This is a genomic window from Methylobacterium sp. CM6257 (genome assembly GCF_054611515.1).
The window spans coordinates 1,592,988-1,607,058 of sequence record NZ_CM137735.1; the positions used below are offsets into that span (position 1 = coordinate 1,592,988).

The window sequence follows — 14,071 nt, forward strand, 5'->3', positions numbered from 1 at the left end:
AGCCATCAAACTGCACCGCCGCTGAGATGCCCGGTAGACTGTCGATGATCGACGGGCCAGCATTCCTGATGCCGCTCCAGATTGCCCAGGTTCTGCCATGTTTCGGCATCCGCGCCTGCGGTGCCGGGTCGGGCTCATCGTGGCAGCCGCTTGGCCATTGTGCCCATGCTCAATCGGCGAAAGCACTAGGTCGGACAAGGGCATAGCCTCACCGAGCGGCGACTTCGAAGAGGTTCCCTAAAATTTTTGTTCTGCTGGCAGTTTCGTTACCTGCGTCATCCGACCGCGCCTAAAGCCGAAACAACTGCGACATGAGCAGCTTACGGCGATTTTGGTCGACTTCGAGCTGGCGCTGAGTCGGCTCAGAAAACTGGTAGTTGCTTGTGCGCCCAGGCTTCCCGAAAGCCGATGGCAGCACAGGAGTTTGCCACTCTGGGATCATGGCTTGAGCCGGGCAAAGCGCATCGTGGCCGTTCCTTTTATGCTGCACCGCAGCATTTCCTCGGGGTTGATGCGCAAAGGCTGCTGTGATCACTTGAACGCGGAAGCATTGCTAAGGCGCTTCTTTGGAAAGCTATCGGCATATTTGTCTAAAGGATTGATCAACAGCAAGGAACTTGCATGCCGCAGAGCATCGAGCCGATCCGCACGTCGAATGCTTCTGAGCTTGACGAGGCCGGCGGTCTTGCGAGCGGCCCTCTCGGCCGTGTGTCGGACGGCGTCAGCGTCGGCTGATTACCGGAACTCGCACGGCAATGAGACCGCGTCAGCCCAAGTGCTCATGGCCGTATGCTCAACCCGGTGATGGGCACGAGGCGAGTTGGAAGGATTCGCTCTGCCTTAAGGTCGGATCGTAGGCGCTTGCCACGGGATGGCGCGAGGCGTCCGGCGCTCTGCTCTGAAATTTACTCCGCATGAAGGCAGCCACGTATGTCATTTGAGATTGTATTCACGCAATCTGCTCTTTCCTCGTCGGAAGATGACGAATCGGTTTTGGCAGACTGCGCGCGGGAGAAGATCGTGGAAATATCCGGCGGCAGCCTAAGCGTATTTGAGGAGCAGCTGTTTCACTCCTTCGTCACAGACGCTGGACGCGAGTACATCTGCATGTTGACAGCTGACGGGGCAGTCCGCGTGGACGCCTGCTCAGTCGATTCAGCCTAGTCAGAGAGCATATTCCATCCGGCACAGAGGCGTCTGACGGCGAGGCGAAATCTCGACCTCCAAAATGGATCCAGCGATGCTTGGATTGCGCTCGATGCGAAGCGGGAGGGAACCCATCGATAGACACGGCCGTAAGCTTGGGCGTACGGTCTCCTGCAGGCGTCCGATCGGTTTGACCCTGCGCAGTGTCGAGAGCTGAGATGAAGACCATCGCCTACTTCCTCGCTGGCGCGTTGGCACTTGGTACCGGGATGGTGGTGAGCACCGCTCCAGCCAGTGCCGACGAGCCTGTCGGCTACAGCCACCGGACCTACAAAGGCCGTCCGGTTTTTCGCTACCGCGCTGTCTCTAGCAGGCGCCGGATTGTGCGCCAGGTTGTTGTAGAGCGCCCCGTCTACCGGACGCGGCGCATCGTTCGTGAGGTCGTGGTCGAGCGGCCGATGGTCTACCGCCCCCGGCCACTCGTGCGCGAGGTATTTGTCGAGGCGTTCGATGATGGTCCGCCGCCTTATGCCTATGGACCGCCCATGCGGCCACGGTTTGCTTATGGGCCCGGATTCTTCCGGCCCTTCCGCCCTGTTGGCTTCGGGTTTGGGCCGCGGTTCGGCTACGATCCTTATTTCTAGCCAAGATTTGTCTCGGGAGCTTTGATCCTCCTCTAAATGGGTGGACGCCTTTGTCACGCTCCTGCGGGAATGGAAAGGTGTCTGTTGAGGACATCAAGGCGGACGTTCACGGCCGGGTTGAAGCGCGAGGCCGTGGCGCTGCTGGAAAGCAGCGCCACGGCCTGAGAGGCAGATCGCAGCCAAGCTTGGCATCTAGCTCTCGATGCTGCGGGCCAGGCGCGAGGTCTGCAGGGTTGCTGTTCAGACTACCTTCCAACACCCCGGCCTGACACCTCGCCAGCTTCGCGTGCGAGCGGAAAGCCACAGGCCTCCATCAGTTCGCGCAATTCCTCGATACACGCCTCCGCGTCGGCGAGAGTTAGTAGCGGTCCTCGCCGGTAGATCGAGCCGGAGGACGAAATAGCCAGAACCGCGAACCGCCCATCTGCACAGTCGATGATGCTGAAGATCACTGGTCGTCTCATCACCTCAGCCGCGGCACCTTGTGGGCTCGCGCAACGCGAGTGGTTCACGAAACGATCCATCAACCAGGGAGTTATTTGTTCACTGTACGGCCAGGCTCATTGCGACATGACATGCTGACGAGGGCCGCGGACAGGCGCCACTGGGCCACCGTCGCAAGTGTCGGGAGGGGCTTGTTGCAAGGGGCGCCACGTGTCTGACAGCGCGTCGGGCCAGAGCACGGGGGCGGCGAATTCCCCTCCCATGCGGGGTTGAGTTGATGGATGTGTTCGTGGGCCTGAAACAGGACTCGGGTAGCCTAACCCAAACCGAATCCTCAGATATTTCTATTCTGCCCCCGGCCGTGCGGGACCATCTCGGCGCTCAACTGCGGGCAATGGTCTTACCACCACAGGCAGTTCGGTGTCTGCGATCCCACACGTCGAGGTCGAGAAGCCGAGCGCGGCCCAAATCCGCAAGTCGGTCCGGGACGATGGGAGCGTCAGCTTCGTCGACGGGAGAACCTACAAGACATTCAAGTGCCACCTGAGTGCCAACGGCCTCGACCCGCGCAGCTACCGGGCGCGCTACAGCCTGCCCGCCGACGACCCGATGATTGCTCCGAGCTACACCGAGCAGCGCTCCGCCATCGCTGAGGCCTTCGGGCTGAGGCAGCCGGGCGCCATGGCTAGGCGCGAGCGGAAGGGCCGCAAGGCTGCCCGAACGGCGAGCTCCTATTGGGCTCTCCGCGTCGAACGGCAGTAGGTCTGGGGTATGTCGGCGTGGCGATGTTGCCGGCCGGGGCTCGCAGCGGCATCGGTGCGGGCTCGGCGGAGCTGACCTGAGTTGAACCCGCGCGCTTCTGACCAGAGCCGACACGTCCAGGACGGGCCGGTGGACAGGCCCCAGAGCCGGATGATTCTGTAACCTTTGCCGCGGCCTTATCGGCCTGCATCGTCCTCAAGGAGGCGGGCCGTGTGCATCAGGACGCTCTCAGCCTCTTCGATGGTCGCCTGAACCTCTTCGATCTGACGATCCGCCGCGCGCCGTAGTCGATCGGCCTGCGCCGCCAGCTCACGCCCGCGCGCGATCACCGCCTCGGGATCTGCCGGTACGGGGGCGTCGGGCACGATATCGTCGGGTTTGTCGGCCATTCATCGCCTTGGTGCGTTGATCGTGAAGACTAAAGTGCTGGTGCGTTACCGAGGCTGAGCATTGCAGAGCGAAAAGACTGCCGTCCTAGCGGTAGAAACTCTTACCCCGGCTCGCCACAACGCCGTCGAGATCATGAAAAAGCTATGCTGTGAGGTGTTTGCTGCCTGCGACGGCCCGGCAGCTTTGGAGGTTCCTCAAACCCACCCGGAAATCCGGATCCTGTTCACGGATGTGCGCAGGCCGGGCACGGATGGGCTGGAGCTTGCCGAGGCCGCTCAGCATTTGCGGCTCGATCTCAAGGTCGTGCTCACCTCCGGCTACGTCGGCCCGGAGGAACTGCCGGAGGGCATGGCCTTCGTTCCCAAACCCTGGCGGGCGGAGGACTTCGCGGCGGCACTCGCCAGCCTCGGCTGAGCCATGAGATGCGGCAGGCCAGATTCGGATCGTCACGCCCTCCCCAAGGGTTAACCTTTCACTAAACAGCCAAGCTAACCGGGATCGTGGTCAAAGCGTGGCCGTTTGCGATCCGAGCCCCGTCGGTGCTTGGCAGATTGCGAGAGGCCAAGACCGTCGCGGATGCGGTGCTCGACAGGATCGCAGGCGTTCTTGCGGGCGGGGATCGGATCGAACTGCGGGGCTTCGACGCCATTTCCACGAAGTTCCGTGCACCGCGATGGGCGCGCAATGCGCGAACTGGCACGACCGTCTCACCGGAGGAGAGGTCCGGTATCGCTTTCAGACCGGGTCGAGAGATGGTCCGCGGTCACAATGACGGTAGCGAAGCACCCGCTGCTGGCTTTCCCTCCGGCTCGGCTCGCCGGGTCGCATGACGCTGTGTGGGGGCTTCCAAATGTCCGGGCGGCGGCAGCCAGCCCGGTTGGAATGGCGGCCTTCCTAGTGATCCGCCCGCTGAAACCGCTGTATGAACCGCACGCCTTCCCAGAGGTAGACGGTCGAGGTTGCAGCCATTTCCCGGGCGCGTGCTGCAGCCTCTTCGAGCCGGGTTGCCGGCAAGGTATCGACGCTGACGACCGTGTTCTGCGCATCGACGACGACCGCCCGGTACGCCGGCTCGCGGCTGCCGCTATCCGACCTATGCGTCACGAAGATATCCGACATTCCTACTCCTGACCTGCGCCCGGAAGCACGATTGCCCTGGCCCTCTGGGGCCGGGCCCTTCGCGCGGCTTGGGCCATCTGGATCAGTTCGTGGGCCGTGAGCGGCCGCCCTGGCGGTCCGGCAGCGTCGTGTCCGACGAGTTCTGCCGCCGACCGCCTCCTAGAGACGCCGTTCGTGCGGATCTCCAAGTCGGGGCTGCGCCGGGTGCTCCGGCAGTGAACGGTTCTTGCTTGTGCTCCCGCCATGGTCCTCTGCTGCTGCAAATCACCTGCACCGGGGCTTTACCGGAGCTTGGCTGTTCCGCCCATTCTTGAAGTCGCGGTGCGGTGCTCTAGGCCGGGCTGGAGGGGTGCCGGGCTCGGATGACACGGGTCCGGAAGCGACGCCCCGAATCGAATTTGCGCGACCGCTTACCGGCTCGCCGGCAGGACGAGGGGACGATAGTTGTGCGGATCGCGCCCCACATCGCGCGATTGGCGAAGCTCTGCTTCGTCGGGTCCGCAAGACGTCCTAATGCAGACGGGCCGAAGCGAGCGGCTGGCTGCGCGCCCGCACCTTGACACCGAACAGTAGCGTACCGCGTGAACTTCAGTCACTGCGCGACATGCGGGGTGCGCCTCGAAGGAGGCCGCCCCAAGCTGGGCGGGCTCAACAGAGGTAGTGCCGAGCATCAACAGCCTGGCGTAAAGCCCTGACGCCCCAGCGAATCGAGAGGCTCGGGCGATGATGGCCGCTGCCGACTGCTGGAGCCCATTCGTGCCCGACCTCGACCCGGCCGAGCAGAGCGCCCGCCTCCGCGCTCTCCCCCCAGGCGGCCCGCTTCCTCGCCGGCCCGCGCCACTCACCTCTGCCGGCTCCTCGCCCAGGCCGAGACCAACTCGGCCGCGTTGCGGCGCCCGCCGCGTCCTCGACGCATTGCCGCCCAATGACAAGCGTCAGATCCGGGCCGCCTACGCTGCCCTCGCCCGTGCCGCCTGAAAGGACGCCCACATGGTCGATCTTCGCACCCTATTCGGTGACGCCCGCACGAACATCCGCTCAGCGGACGCTGGACCCGTTCCTGCGGCGACGTCGCGTGAGCAGGGGCGCGTTCAGCTCGAGCGAGCCGCGGCAGCCCTGCCGACCGAGGGGCCGCTGTCCCAGATCGTCGGGGCGCTCGACGCCGTGCTGACCGCGCTTCGTCAGCTGGACGCCACCAGCCCAGCGGCATGGACCGGAACGCACCTCGACCCGTTCTGCGATGATCCCAACGCCGAGTTGGGCGAACTGGTCTGCGAGCCGGTCGCCTATGCGCTGCGCGTCAGCCTCTTCCGCCTCGGTCTGCACGCCCACCGGCTCACCGGCAGCATCGAGACGATGCGGGCGATCCACCACAAAGCCGCGAACATGGTCGAGGATACCGGGGACGCCGAGTACCGCCGCGACGTGCTGGACAAGGCGTGGCACGGCATCGGCGATGAGCATGGCACCTGGATCGCCTAGGATCGGTCGGGAGCGGCAACACGCGATAGCTCCTCGATGCCATGGCCAGCCCCCAGCCGTCCTCGACTCTAGTCCAGAGTACCCTGACACCGGGACCGCTGGCCCATGTCCGTTACTGGCGCTGAAAAAGATCTCAGAAGCTTCGTGTGAAAAGCCCGGAAGGGGCCACTTTGAGGCATTCATCTGAGCCGCGCAGAATGTCCGCTTCACCGCCTTGCCCGCTCAGAAGCGGACGGGCCGCTTCTGGCCACCTTCGGTCATTCGAAGGCGATCGAACCTCCGGCCGGACCTTCCGAAGGTCTGAGAAGGGCCGATGACGGTCGGTACGAAGCTTCAGATTCCTTGCGCTCGAACGCAACCTCGGGTGTAGGCACGCGCGGAAAGCCGCGGAAGTTGGTCTCATTGGCGAACTTGGATCGGTAGGCCGCCAGGGTGTGGTCGCAGCCCTGGCAGGCCGTGAAGATGTCTCCCGGGGCCTGCAGCGCACCACGCTCCGGTCGGACGGCGTGCCGCCGTAGATCGCGTGGCCGTCGACGACGGTAACTGCCCAGATCTGCGGTGCCACGACACCCGGGCCAGCGACATCGAATTCGGCGATGGCATGGCCGGCGACGACGAAGACGACGTGCTGATGCTGCCGGCCGCGTGCGGATGCGCGGGCAGATGGCCGGTTCGTGTGCGAGGCGGTGGCGTGATGCGCGAGCCGAACTACAGCGACCGGCAGAGTTCGGCTAAGCGGGCGAGGACTGCCTCACGTGCCCGCTTGGCCCGGCGAAGGCCTCAGTTCTCCAGTGCTTCGCGGAGCACGCTCCGGACACGTCCGGCAGCGATGGCGAGCACAGTCTCCTGCGGGGTCTCGTCCGGAGCGTACTGCGCCGACGAACCGAGCCTGTATTCAATCCGACACTCTACCGTTTGCAGCAACTCGCGCGCGGCGTCCTCGTCGAGGCTCCGCAGCGTATGCGCGAGGTCAATATACGCGTTTCGCATGAGGCTAAAAGCCAGGCGTGTCGCGGCTTCATCCGCGATCGGCATCATATCAGTCATAGCGTGTCCCTTGCAAAACACGCTCCCCAGACCGCCACGTCTATATACCGGCAGATTGCCGCTGTAAAGTTAGGCAAATATAGGCCTCTACTGCCACATCATCGGTCAATTGGGGCGGCCAATTCCAACGTATGGCAGTCCCCCAGAAAGTGCGCTGTCAAATCTACCAATCGAGCCAGGGTTGCCGCCTCCGACGGCTTCGGGGCGAGCGGCGAGGGGGCAGTGTGATCCACTATCACGGCACCCCAGTCACGCCCGTGGCGGCGCTCTACCAGCACGCCGGCACTTCTGCGTCAGTCACGCCCGCCCCGAGCAGGTCGCCCGCCTGCACGAGATCGACCAGAGCGTGATGCTCGACGATGGCGCCTTCAACCTCTGGAAGCGCGGTAGAGCCACCGACTGGCCAGCTTTCTACGCGTGATACGATCGCTGGCTGGGATTCCCAACCACCTGGGCGGTGATCCCCGACGTGATCGATGGCGGCTCGCAACTGCAGGATGCGCTCCTGCGGGAAAGGCCATTCGGATACCGCGGCGCACCGGTCTGGCACATGGACGAGCCGCTCCTCCGACTGCTGCGCCTGTGCTCGGATTGGCCCCGCGTCTGCATCGGCTCGACGGCTGAGTCCCGCAAGGTGATGTCCGACCTCTGGCGTCACTGGCTGGACGCGTGCTGGAACGCGCTCGCCAGCGAGCACCGGCACCTGCCGTGGATCCACATGCTTTGCGGCATGAAGTGCAGCGGCCAGTCCTTGCCGTTCGCCCCCATCGACAGCATCGACATCGCGCAGAACGACTGGCGCTCGCAGAGCTGGCCGCGCGGCATGACCGACAGCGGGGACGCTCTGCAGACGCCGGGCGCGTGGGAGCAGCGGCCCGGGCAGATGGAGCTCGTCGCCGGATGCTACTCTTCCGTTTTCACATCAAACCGACGGAACAGCATGCGACTGTAAGTAATCGCATAACTGACGATCGGACGCATGTTCGTTCCGGTCTCGTTCCAAAACACCCCGACACCGAGGGCCGCTTCGTCGGGAGACGGCGGCACGATGTTCACACCCTCGATGAGCTCTCCATTCGGCAGTTCGCGAAGGCCTGCGAGGAGCATCTCCTCCAACTCGGCCAGCGTCTTCGTCTTACGTTCCATGGACCCTCTCCGGCTGCTGGGAAGCGATCCTTTCCGGACGGGGTACACGCACTCCTCACCCCGCCACCGAACTCACAGAGTAGCAGCAGGGCCGGGTCCAGCACCATCACGCGCGACCATTGCGTCGCCGGCGGGCGAGCGCTCAAGAGCGGTGATCCCGTGTACCAGGACGTGAACGAAGGCGTCATCCCTGCGGATCGCTGCGGCCCGGAGCGCGAGGCTTTCGCGGACCCCGGTGGAGAGTGGTTTAAGCCCTACGAACCGATTCCGCAGCCGAGGCCCGACCGCGACGCCCGCGCCATGGGAGACGCCTGCGTCTGAGGACCTGCTTTCCCTTCATCGCGTCGATGAGGCCGGGCACTTCCTATTCAGGGACTTCGCCGTTCGGTCGATCCTGGGCCGAGGACTTTCTGTCCGGAGGCTGCCGCCGCGGGCCGCCGTCCTCGATCATCCGCCTCCTGCTGGCCTCCTCGCGCTCAGCAACCTCATCCAAAGATGGCGCCGTGCCGTCGTCCTTGCCGCCAGTCATCGCGTTCTCCCACTCTTCTTGTGGAGGCGGCAGACGACCAGAGCCATGGCGTGGCGACCAGCCGTCCGTGGACGGCGCGTTCGCCGTCCGCTCCACTCGAAAGGAAGTGATCAGCGGCTTCGCGCGTTCCACCTCCCTCCGTGCGAGGGGGATAGCCCATGCTTGACGCCTTCACCGCTGCGGAACTCGCCGACTGCGCCGAGTGCGAAGTCCGCCAGCAGCAGCGCACCGATCCCAGATGGGTCGAGTATGGTCGGATGACCCAGCAACTCGCCGATCGCCAAACCGCGCTCATGCAAGCTCAGCGCGAAGACCAACGCCAAGGACGCGAAGGCGGATCTGTTCGGCGGCGATGCGAAGGTGCGGCCGTGAATGCTGCTCTTGCCTATCGCGCGTGGATGCGCGCGAGCGCGAGTCGGCTCATCCGACACGATGATTGTGAGAACGACCGTGGTCTCACACTGTGGACGCTCAAGCGCGTCTGCACGCAGGCGACAGCCGCCATTTGCAGTGCGGTCGCCGTCATCACCAAACTTGCCAACGACGCCAGCGTCAGCGCCGACGCGATAGGGACCAGCAGCGATACCGTCGCGACGACGTGCAGAACGGACATGGCGGGTCTCCCTGGATGCGATCACGTCATTCGCTATGGATACTGCTTCTCAGCGGGCGCCTCTGTGCGGGCAGTCACGCACCGCGATCCTTGCAGCAGCCTCTGATCCGCCGGCAGCTGCCAGCCCCGGCCGGCGCGCTCGACATCGCGGGGACGCCATGAGCGCGACCGCCAACGCCACTCGCGACCTACGCGGCGTGCCGTTCGCCGACACGATCGCCCGCTCGACCGACCTGTCCCGCTGTGGCGCCAACCGCTTCGCGCTCACCCGCACCTGGTCGGGCGTGGGCGGCCACGTCTGCTTCATCGGCCTCAACCCGAGCACCGCGGATCACCGGCAAGACGATCCGACGGTACGCCGCTGGATTCACTTCGCCCGGGCATGGTGCTGCGGCGGCTTCACCGCGGTGAACCTCTACCCGCTGCGCACCTCGTCGGCGGCCCGGTGCCGCGCCTGGGCGCAGTTCATGGACGACGGCCCTGACTGGCACGCGCGACCGAATCCACTTCGACATCCAGCCGCTGCTGGTGGGCCCGGCGAAAGCCGCGGCGCTTGTCGTCGCCTGCCGGTCGCGCGGGATCGCCAGCTCGATCCGGCCGGTCTCGGTGGTCACAATCTTGCGGCCGTAGCCGTTGCGCGTGTTGCCGGCGTCCTCGCCCGCCGGATGGTGGCCCATCTCGGCGTTGAGGGCGCGCTCGGCCAGGGCCTTCTTCAGCTCGTCCAGCAAGCCGTCGGCCTCGAACGCCGATTTCGGATCAGCACCGGCCAGCACCTGGTCCAGGATCGCGTCAGGGATGCGGGGGGCTTTGCGTCGGGCCATCGGGATCCTCCTTCGGATCCACTATGGCCACCCCCAAACGAAATTCCTGACAGTCTCGCCGCGTAGGGATCATCTTGAGCACCGGATCAGCCAAGAGGGTGGGCGGCCTCAATTCGCCGCGGCCGGTCCAGCCTCAGCGAGGTACGCCCATGCCGCAGCCTCCTCGGACAAATCGAAGGTCTTGGTCTCCACTGGCATGATCGTCCCCGACAGCTTGATCATAGCCCGGGCAAACATCGGTGCGCCGACCACGACGTACGCGCGGATGCGCGCGACCGAGCGGGCCATTACCTCGTTGGCATAGCCGTCGAACCTCGCGCCGAGATCCGTGCCCTCATAGTTCGACATGATGAGCAGCATGTCGATCTTGCTGTGCGCCTTCATGGCTGCGTCGGCGATGGAGGACATCCACTCGATGTCCGGCTTCGTGATCCTGTCCTTGATCTCGAAGGCGACGAGATCAGGCCGGGGTGCGTCGCGCTGGATGACCGAACCGTCCGGTGCTGCGTTCATGGAGTTTTCTCATCGCCGCCCTTGGAAGTAGCTGTTTGGAACGGCGCATCGATCGGTTTTGATCCACGGCGACCGAGAGCGGCGCGACTTCGGCGCGGCTGCGCCCAGTCCGCATCGGGCCCCTCGTCGTGGGTAAGCGGCCATTCGGCGGGGCTCAGCTGAATGCCTCAGACCTACCCATTCCGGACCTTCCACCGCGCGGCTCCGAAGGTACGGTCAGGTGCAGGAGGCAGAAGTCTCATCGGCCGCCACGCCAAGGCAGATTGATCAGTGGAACCATTGCTGCCTCCTCAGGCGTTGCCGCGGGACTAATGGAGGGTTCCATGAAGAAGCTGTTTCTCGTCGCTGCCTGTGCCATGCTTGCCACTCCCGTCTACGCTCAGTCGGTGACTGAGAAGTCAGGTTTGAACTCGCTCGTGGGCGCCAGCCCGAGCACGGCAGACTTCGTCAAGGAAGCGGCGATCAGCGACATGTTCGAGATGCAGTCGAGCCAGCTCGCAGTCGAGCGCGGCGATGAGGCGACGAAGAAATTCGCGCAGCAGATGATTGCGGACCACCAGAAGACGTCCGGCGAGCTCAAGAGCATGGTCCAGGGCGGCAAGGTCAAGGCTGAGATCCCGGCTGCACTGGACTCCACCCATCAGAGCAAGATCGACAAGCTGAAGACTCTGCAGGGAGCGGATTTCAACAAGCAGTACCACGAGGATCAGGTGAAGGCGCACAAGGATGCTGTCGACCTGTTCCAGCGCTACGCGAAGGGCGGCGACAATCCAGACCTCAAAACTTGGGCTGGAAAGACCGAGCCAACCCTGGAGCAGCACCTAAAGATGGCTCAGGACCTGAACAAGTAGCGCAGTACCGCCCCGGTAAGCATGCCGGCCCAGAAGGCCGGCATGTCCGCCGGGTCCACTTTGTCCGTCGTCCCGGCTTTCGGCAAATGTGCGAAACGTGACGGGGGCCGCACCCGGCCATGGTTGTCGCTGAACCTATACAGCTCAGTGTCTACCAATTTTGGGGCCGGGGCATCTGATAAAGTTTCGCTTTCTGAAATATAGAAGGCGTGCGCGTGGCTGGCTTCGAAGGTATGGATTCAGCGCAATCCAGACCCGCGAGTTTCTCGACCGGAGCGTCTGCCTCCAAAACGGTGTCGAGCTCGGCTGAGTCGCTGCAATGAGCGCAAAGCAGTCAGTCGGATCTGGCCGAAAGCCACCGTTCTGCCTTCGACATCGAAAACACAGGATCGGTCGCTTGGCGCAGCGCGTGAAGGGCAGCGCGACCGCGGAGCATGATCAGCACCGCAGCCACCAGACCGTCCTGACCGGCTTCGCGCTACGGGGCTACTCATACGGTCAGCGGCGGAGGACCGGCTTCGCAGCCGGCCCCTCGCTTTCACGCAAACATGTCGGGTTGTGTCTCGGCGATATGGTTGTACAGCGTCTGGAAGTGCAGCCAGCCAATGTAGTCGCTGCCCACGTGCTCGCGGCTGTAGCGGGCGGTCTTCTCCGAGAGGAGCTGCGGCTTGATCCCGCTGGCCTCGACCAGGAGTTGCTGCTGGCAGGCCCGCTCCAGGGCGATGAACCAGAAAGCCGCGTCGTCGATGCTGTGGCGCGAGCAGGTCAGCAGGCCGTGGTTCTGGTGCAGCACGCCGCGGTTGCGGCCGATCTGCTGGGCCACCGAGAGGCCGCTCTCCTCCTCCACCGCCACGGCCCCGGCGGAGGCGCCGATCACCGCGTGGCTGTTGTAGAAGGCCGCCGCGTCCTGGCTGATCATGTCGAGCGGGCGGCCGGTAGCGCACCACGCGGTCCCGTAGGTCGTGTGCGCGTGGCACATCGCCATCACCTCCGGGTACTCGTCGTGCACGGCGGCGTGGAGGACGAAGCCCGCCCGGTTGATGGCATGGCGCCCCTCGACGACCCGGCCCTTGTGATCGGCCAGTATCAGATTCGACATGCGCACCTGCGAGAAGTGCACGCACATCGGGTTGGTCCAGTACAGCTCCGGACGCTCCGGGTCACGGATCGTCAGGTGCCCGGCGAAGCCGTAGTCGAAGCCATGCATCGCGAAGGCGCGGCAGGCGGCCACGAGGTGCTTCTTGCGGTACTCGCGCTCCTCGGCGTGGTTGGCGAATTTAGGGATCTCCGGGAAGATCAGGCCGGCCTGCTCGGGCTGGTAGATCGAGGTCCGCTTGCGGCCGGCCTCGTCGTTCGGCAGGTCGAGGGCGGCGGTCTCGTCGTGGGAATGATCGTCGAGCATGGCGTGTCCTTTCGTAGGGCGAGAGGGGACGGGATGAGGGGCGTCTGCGGCTCACGAGGCGCTTGGGCACCGTCAGCGCCAGGAGGCTGTCCAGGGCGAGGCACGCGGCGAGGGTGTAGACGCCGAGGCTCGTGGACTTCGTGGTGTCGATGATCCAGCCGATCAGGTAGGGGCTCACGAAGCCCGCGAGGTTGCCGACCGAGTTGATCACCGCGATGCCGGTGGCGGCGGCCGCCCCCGCCAGGAATGGCGGTCGGCAGGCACCAGAACTGGGCGAGCGTCACGAGCACGCCGATGGTCGCCACGGTCAGCGCCGCCTCGGCGATGACGAGGTCCGTGCTGAACCGGATGCTGACCAGCCAGCCCACCACCCCGACGAGGCCCGGCACGGTGATGTGCCAGCGCCGCTCCCGGGCCGCGTCGGACAGGCGCCCGACCGTGATCATGGCCACCGCGGCGGCGCCGTAGGGCAGCATCGTCAGGAGGCCGATCTGCAGCGGGTCGGAGACGCCCGCGCCCTTGATCAGGGTCGGCAGCCAGAAGCCGACGCGGAAGCGGTGGGCGGTGACGTTGGCGCCGTCGGCCGCGACGTTGCGGGAGAGCAGCGCCTTCTCGTCGGCGCTCAGCCACTTGGCCTTCTGGATGCCGTCGTCGAGGCAGGCGAGGACGCAGAAGCCGAGCACGAAGGACGGCGCGATGATGCCGCCGCGGCGCTCGGACGGGTACCAGTAGGTCAGGTACAGGATCACGCCCGGGAACAGGCCCGCCTCGGCGAGGCCCGGCAGGAAGCGCAGGACGTAGAACCAGGTCGGCGAGGTCACGAACATCATGGCCGCCGAGATGACGGCCCAGCTCAGCATGACCCGGGCGATCCAGACCTGGGCGCCGACCTCGTGGAGGATCATATTGCTCGGCACCTCGAACAGGACGTAGCCGATGAAGAAGATCCCGGCGCCGAGTCGGTAGACCGTCTCGCTGAACTGCAGGTCGCTGAGCATCTGCAGCTTGGCGAAGCCGACATTGACGCGGTCGAGGTAGGCCGCGACGTAGCAGGTGAACAGGAACGGCACGAGGCGCCGCGTAACCTTGCGGTAGATCCGCGTCATCTCGTCGATGCTGGCTCGACGAGGGTCATGACCCCCTGCGCCATCGCAACGTCTCT

The 14,071-nt window shown here is 64.9% G+C and carries 17 protein-coding genes and 2 pseudogenes; 9 read left to right on the plus strand and 10 right to left on the minus strand.

Annotated elements, in window-relative coordinates; genetic code table 11:
• Positions 1-1,364 precede the first annotated feature (1,364 nt).
• Positions 1,365-1,790 carry a hypothetical protein gene (locus tag ACYCO6_RS07635; RefSeq protein ID WP_459770776.1) on the plus strand — a complete coding sequence of 142 codons (426 nt, stop codon included), beginning with the start codon at positions 1,365-1,367 and terminating at the stop codon, positions 1,788-1,790.
• A 774-nt stretch (positions 1,791-2,564) separates the two neighbouring features.
• Positions 2,565-2,996, plus strand: coding sequence for a MucR family transcriptional regulator (locus ACYCO6_RS07640; protein ID WP_459773467.1), 432 nt, complete (start codon positions 2,565-2,567; stop codon positions 2,994-2,996).
• Between the two features lie 176 nt (positions 2,997-3,172).
• Here the strand turns inward: ACYCO6_RS07640 and ACYCO6_RS07645 are convergent, their stop codons facing one another.
• Complete coding sequence (locus tag ACYCO6_RS07645) at positions 3,173-3,385, minus strand: hypothetical protein (protein WP_459770777.1); 213 nt, start codon at positions 3,383-3,385, stop codon at positions 3,173-3,175.
• A 61-nt stretch (positions 3,386-3,446) separates the two neighbouring features.
• On the opposite strand from ACYCO6_RS07645, the gene ACYCO6_RS07650 reads away from it, so the two are divergent.
• On the plus strand, positions 3,447-3,800 hold the full coding sequence (locus tag ACYCO6_RS07650) for a response regulator (protein ID WP_459770778.1): 354 nt from the start codon (positions 3,447-3,449) through the stop codon (positions 3,798-3,800).
• Positions 3,801-3,925: 125 nt separating this feature from the next.
• On the plus strand, positions 3,926-4,216 hold the full coding sequence (locus ACYCO6_RS07655) for an HU family DNA-binding protein (protein ID WP_459773468.1): 291 nt from the start codon (positions 3,926-3,928) through the stop codon (positions 4,214-4,216).
• 64 nt (positions 4,217-4,280) lie between these two features.
• On the opposite strand, the gene ACYCO6_RS07660 is transcribed toward ACYCO6_RS07655, so the two are convergent.
• Positions 4,281-4,505: a hypothetical protein gene (locus ACYCO6_RS07660; protein WP_459770779.1), complete on the minus strand. Its 225-nt coding sequence runs from the start codon at positions 4,503-4,505 to the stop codon at positions 4,281-4,283.
• A gap of 990 nt (positions 4,506-5,495) precedes the next feature.
• Between ACYCO6_RS07660 and ACYCO6_RS07665 the strand changes: the two genes are divergently transcribed.
• On the plus strand, positions 5,496-5,987 hold the full coding sequence (locus ACYCO6_RS07665) for a hypothetical protein (RefSeq protein ID WP_459770780.1): 492 nt from the start codon (positions 5,496-5,498) through the stop codon (positions 5,985-5,987).
• A 257-nt stretch (positions 5,988-6,244) separates the two neighbouring features.
• Here ACYCO6_RS07665 and ACYCO6_RS07670 read toward each other — a convergent pair whose 3' ends face one another.
• Both ACYCO6_RS07670 and ACYCO6_RS07675 read right to left on the minus strand, forming a co-directional pair.
• Positions 6,245-6,652, minus strand: a complete 408-nt coding sequence (locus ACYCO6_RS07670) for a phage BR0599 family protein (RefSeq protein WP_459773470.1) — start codon at positions 6,650-6,652, stop codon at positions 6,245-6,247.
• Between the two features lie 115 nt (positions 6,653-6,767).
• Positions 6,768-7,034 (minus strand): hypothetical protein, encoded by a 267-nt coding sequence (locus tag ACYCO6_RS07675; protein WP_459770782.1) that lies wholly within the window; start codon positions 7,032-7,034, stop codon positions 6,768-6,770.
• 457 nt (positions 7,035-7,491) lie between these two features.
• Here ACYCO6_RS07675 and ACYCO6_RS07680 point away from each other — a divergent pair, with 457 nt between their 5' ends.
• The gene (locus ACYCO6_RS07680) at positions 7,492-7,986 is read left to right on the plus strand and encodes a hypothetical protein (RefSeq protein ID WP_459770784.1); all 495 of its coding nucleotides are present in this window, start codon (positions 7,492-7,494) and stop codon (positions 7,984-7,986) included.
• On the opposite strand, the gene ACYCO6_RS07685 is transcribed toward ACYCO6_RS07680, so the two are convergent.
• Both ACYCO6_RS07685 and ACYCO6_RS07690 read right to left on the minus strand, forming a co-directional pair.
• Positions 7,938-8,180: a hypothetical protein gene (locus ACYCO6_RS07685; protein ID WP_459770786.1), complete on the minus strand. Its 243-nt coding sequence runs from the start codon at positions 8,178-8,180 to the stop codon at positions 7,938-7,940. The two genes, ACYCO6_RS07680 and ACYCO6_RS07685, sit on opposite strands and share 49 nt — an antisense overlap.
• A gap of 364 nt (positions 8,181-8,544) precedes the next feature.
• Positions 8,545-8,841 carry a hypothetical protein gene (locus ACYCO6_RS07690; protein ID WP_459770788.1) on the minus strand — a complete coding sequence of 99 codons (297 nt, stop codon included), beginning with the start codon at positions 8,839-8,841 and terminating at the stop codon, positions 8,545-8,547.
• Between the two features lie 26 nt (positions 8,842-8,867).
• Here ACYCO6_RS07690 and ACYCO6_RS07695 point away from each other — a divergent pair, with 26 nt between their 5' ends.
• Together ACYCO6_RS07695 and ACYCO6_RS07700 are read left to right on the plus strand one after the other, a co-directional pair.
• Positions 8,868-9,428, plus strand: a complete 561-nt coding sequence (locus ACYCO6_RS07695) for a hypothetical protein (protein WP_459770790.1) — start codon at positions 8,868-8,870, stop codon at positions 9,426-9,428.
• Between the two features lie 52 nt (positions 9,429-9,480).
• Positions 9,481-9,717 (plus strand): annotated as a pseudogene (locus ACYCO6_RS07700) (DUF1643 domain-containing protein); the annotation flags it as partial.
• Between the two features lie 162 nt (positions 9,718-9,879).
• Here the strand turns inward: ACYCO6_RS07700 and ACYCO6_RS07705 are convergent.
• Together ACYCO6_RS07705 and ACYCO6_RS07710 are read right to left on the minus strand one after the other, a co-directional pair.
• A pseudogene (locus ACYCO6_RS07705) lies at positions 9,880-10,143 on the minus strand (transposase); the annotation flags it as partial.
• Positions 10,144-10,251: 108 nt separating this feature from the next.
• A complete protein-coding gene (locus ACYCO6_RS07710) occupies positions 10,252-10,656 on the minus strand; it encodes a SpoIIAA family protein (protein ID WP_459770792.1) in 405 nt (134 codons plus the stop codon).
• 323 nt (positions 10,657-10,979) lie between these two features.
• On the opposite strand from ACYCO6_RS07710, the gene ACYCO6_RS07715 reads away from it, so the two are divergent.
• Positions 10,980-11,507, plus strand: a complete 528-nt coding sequence (locus ACYCO6_RS07715; RefSeq protein WP_459770794.1) for a DUF4142 domain-containing protein — start codon at positions 10,980-10,982, stop codon at positions 11,505-11,507.
• Positions 11,508-12,045: 538 nt separating this feature from the next.
• Here ACYCO6_RS07715 and ACYCO6_RS07720 read toward each other — a convergent pair.
• Together ACYCO6_RS07720 and ACYCO6_RS07725 are read right to left on the minus strand one after the other, a co-directional pair.
• Positions 12,046-12,909: a class II aldolase/adducin family protein gene (locus ACYCO6_RS07720; protein WP_459770796.1), complete on the minus strand. Its 864-nt coding sequence runs from the start codon at positions 12,907-12,909 to the stop codon at positions 12,046-12,048.
• Positions 12,804-14,015 (minus strand): MFS transporter, encoded by a 1,212-nt coding sequence (locus ACYCO6_RS07725; RefSeq protein ID WP_459770798.1) that lies wholly within the window; start codon positions 14,013-14,015, stop codon positions 12,804-12,806. Before ACYCO6_RS07725 ends, ACYCO6_RS07720 begins: the two co-directional genes overlap by 106 nt.
• Positions 14,016-14,071 lie beyond the last annotated feature (56 nt).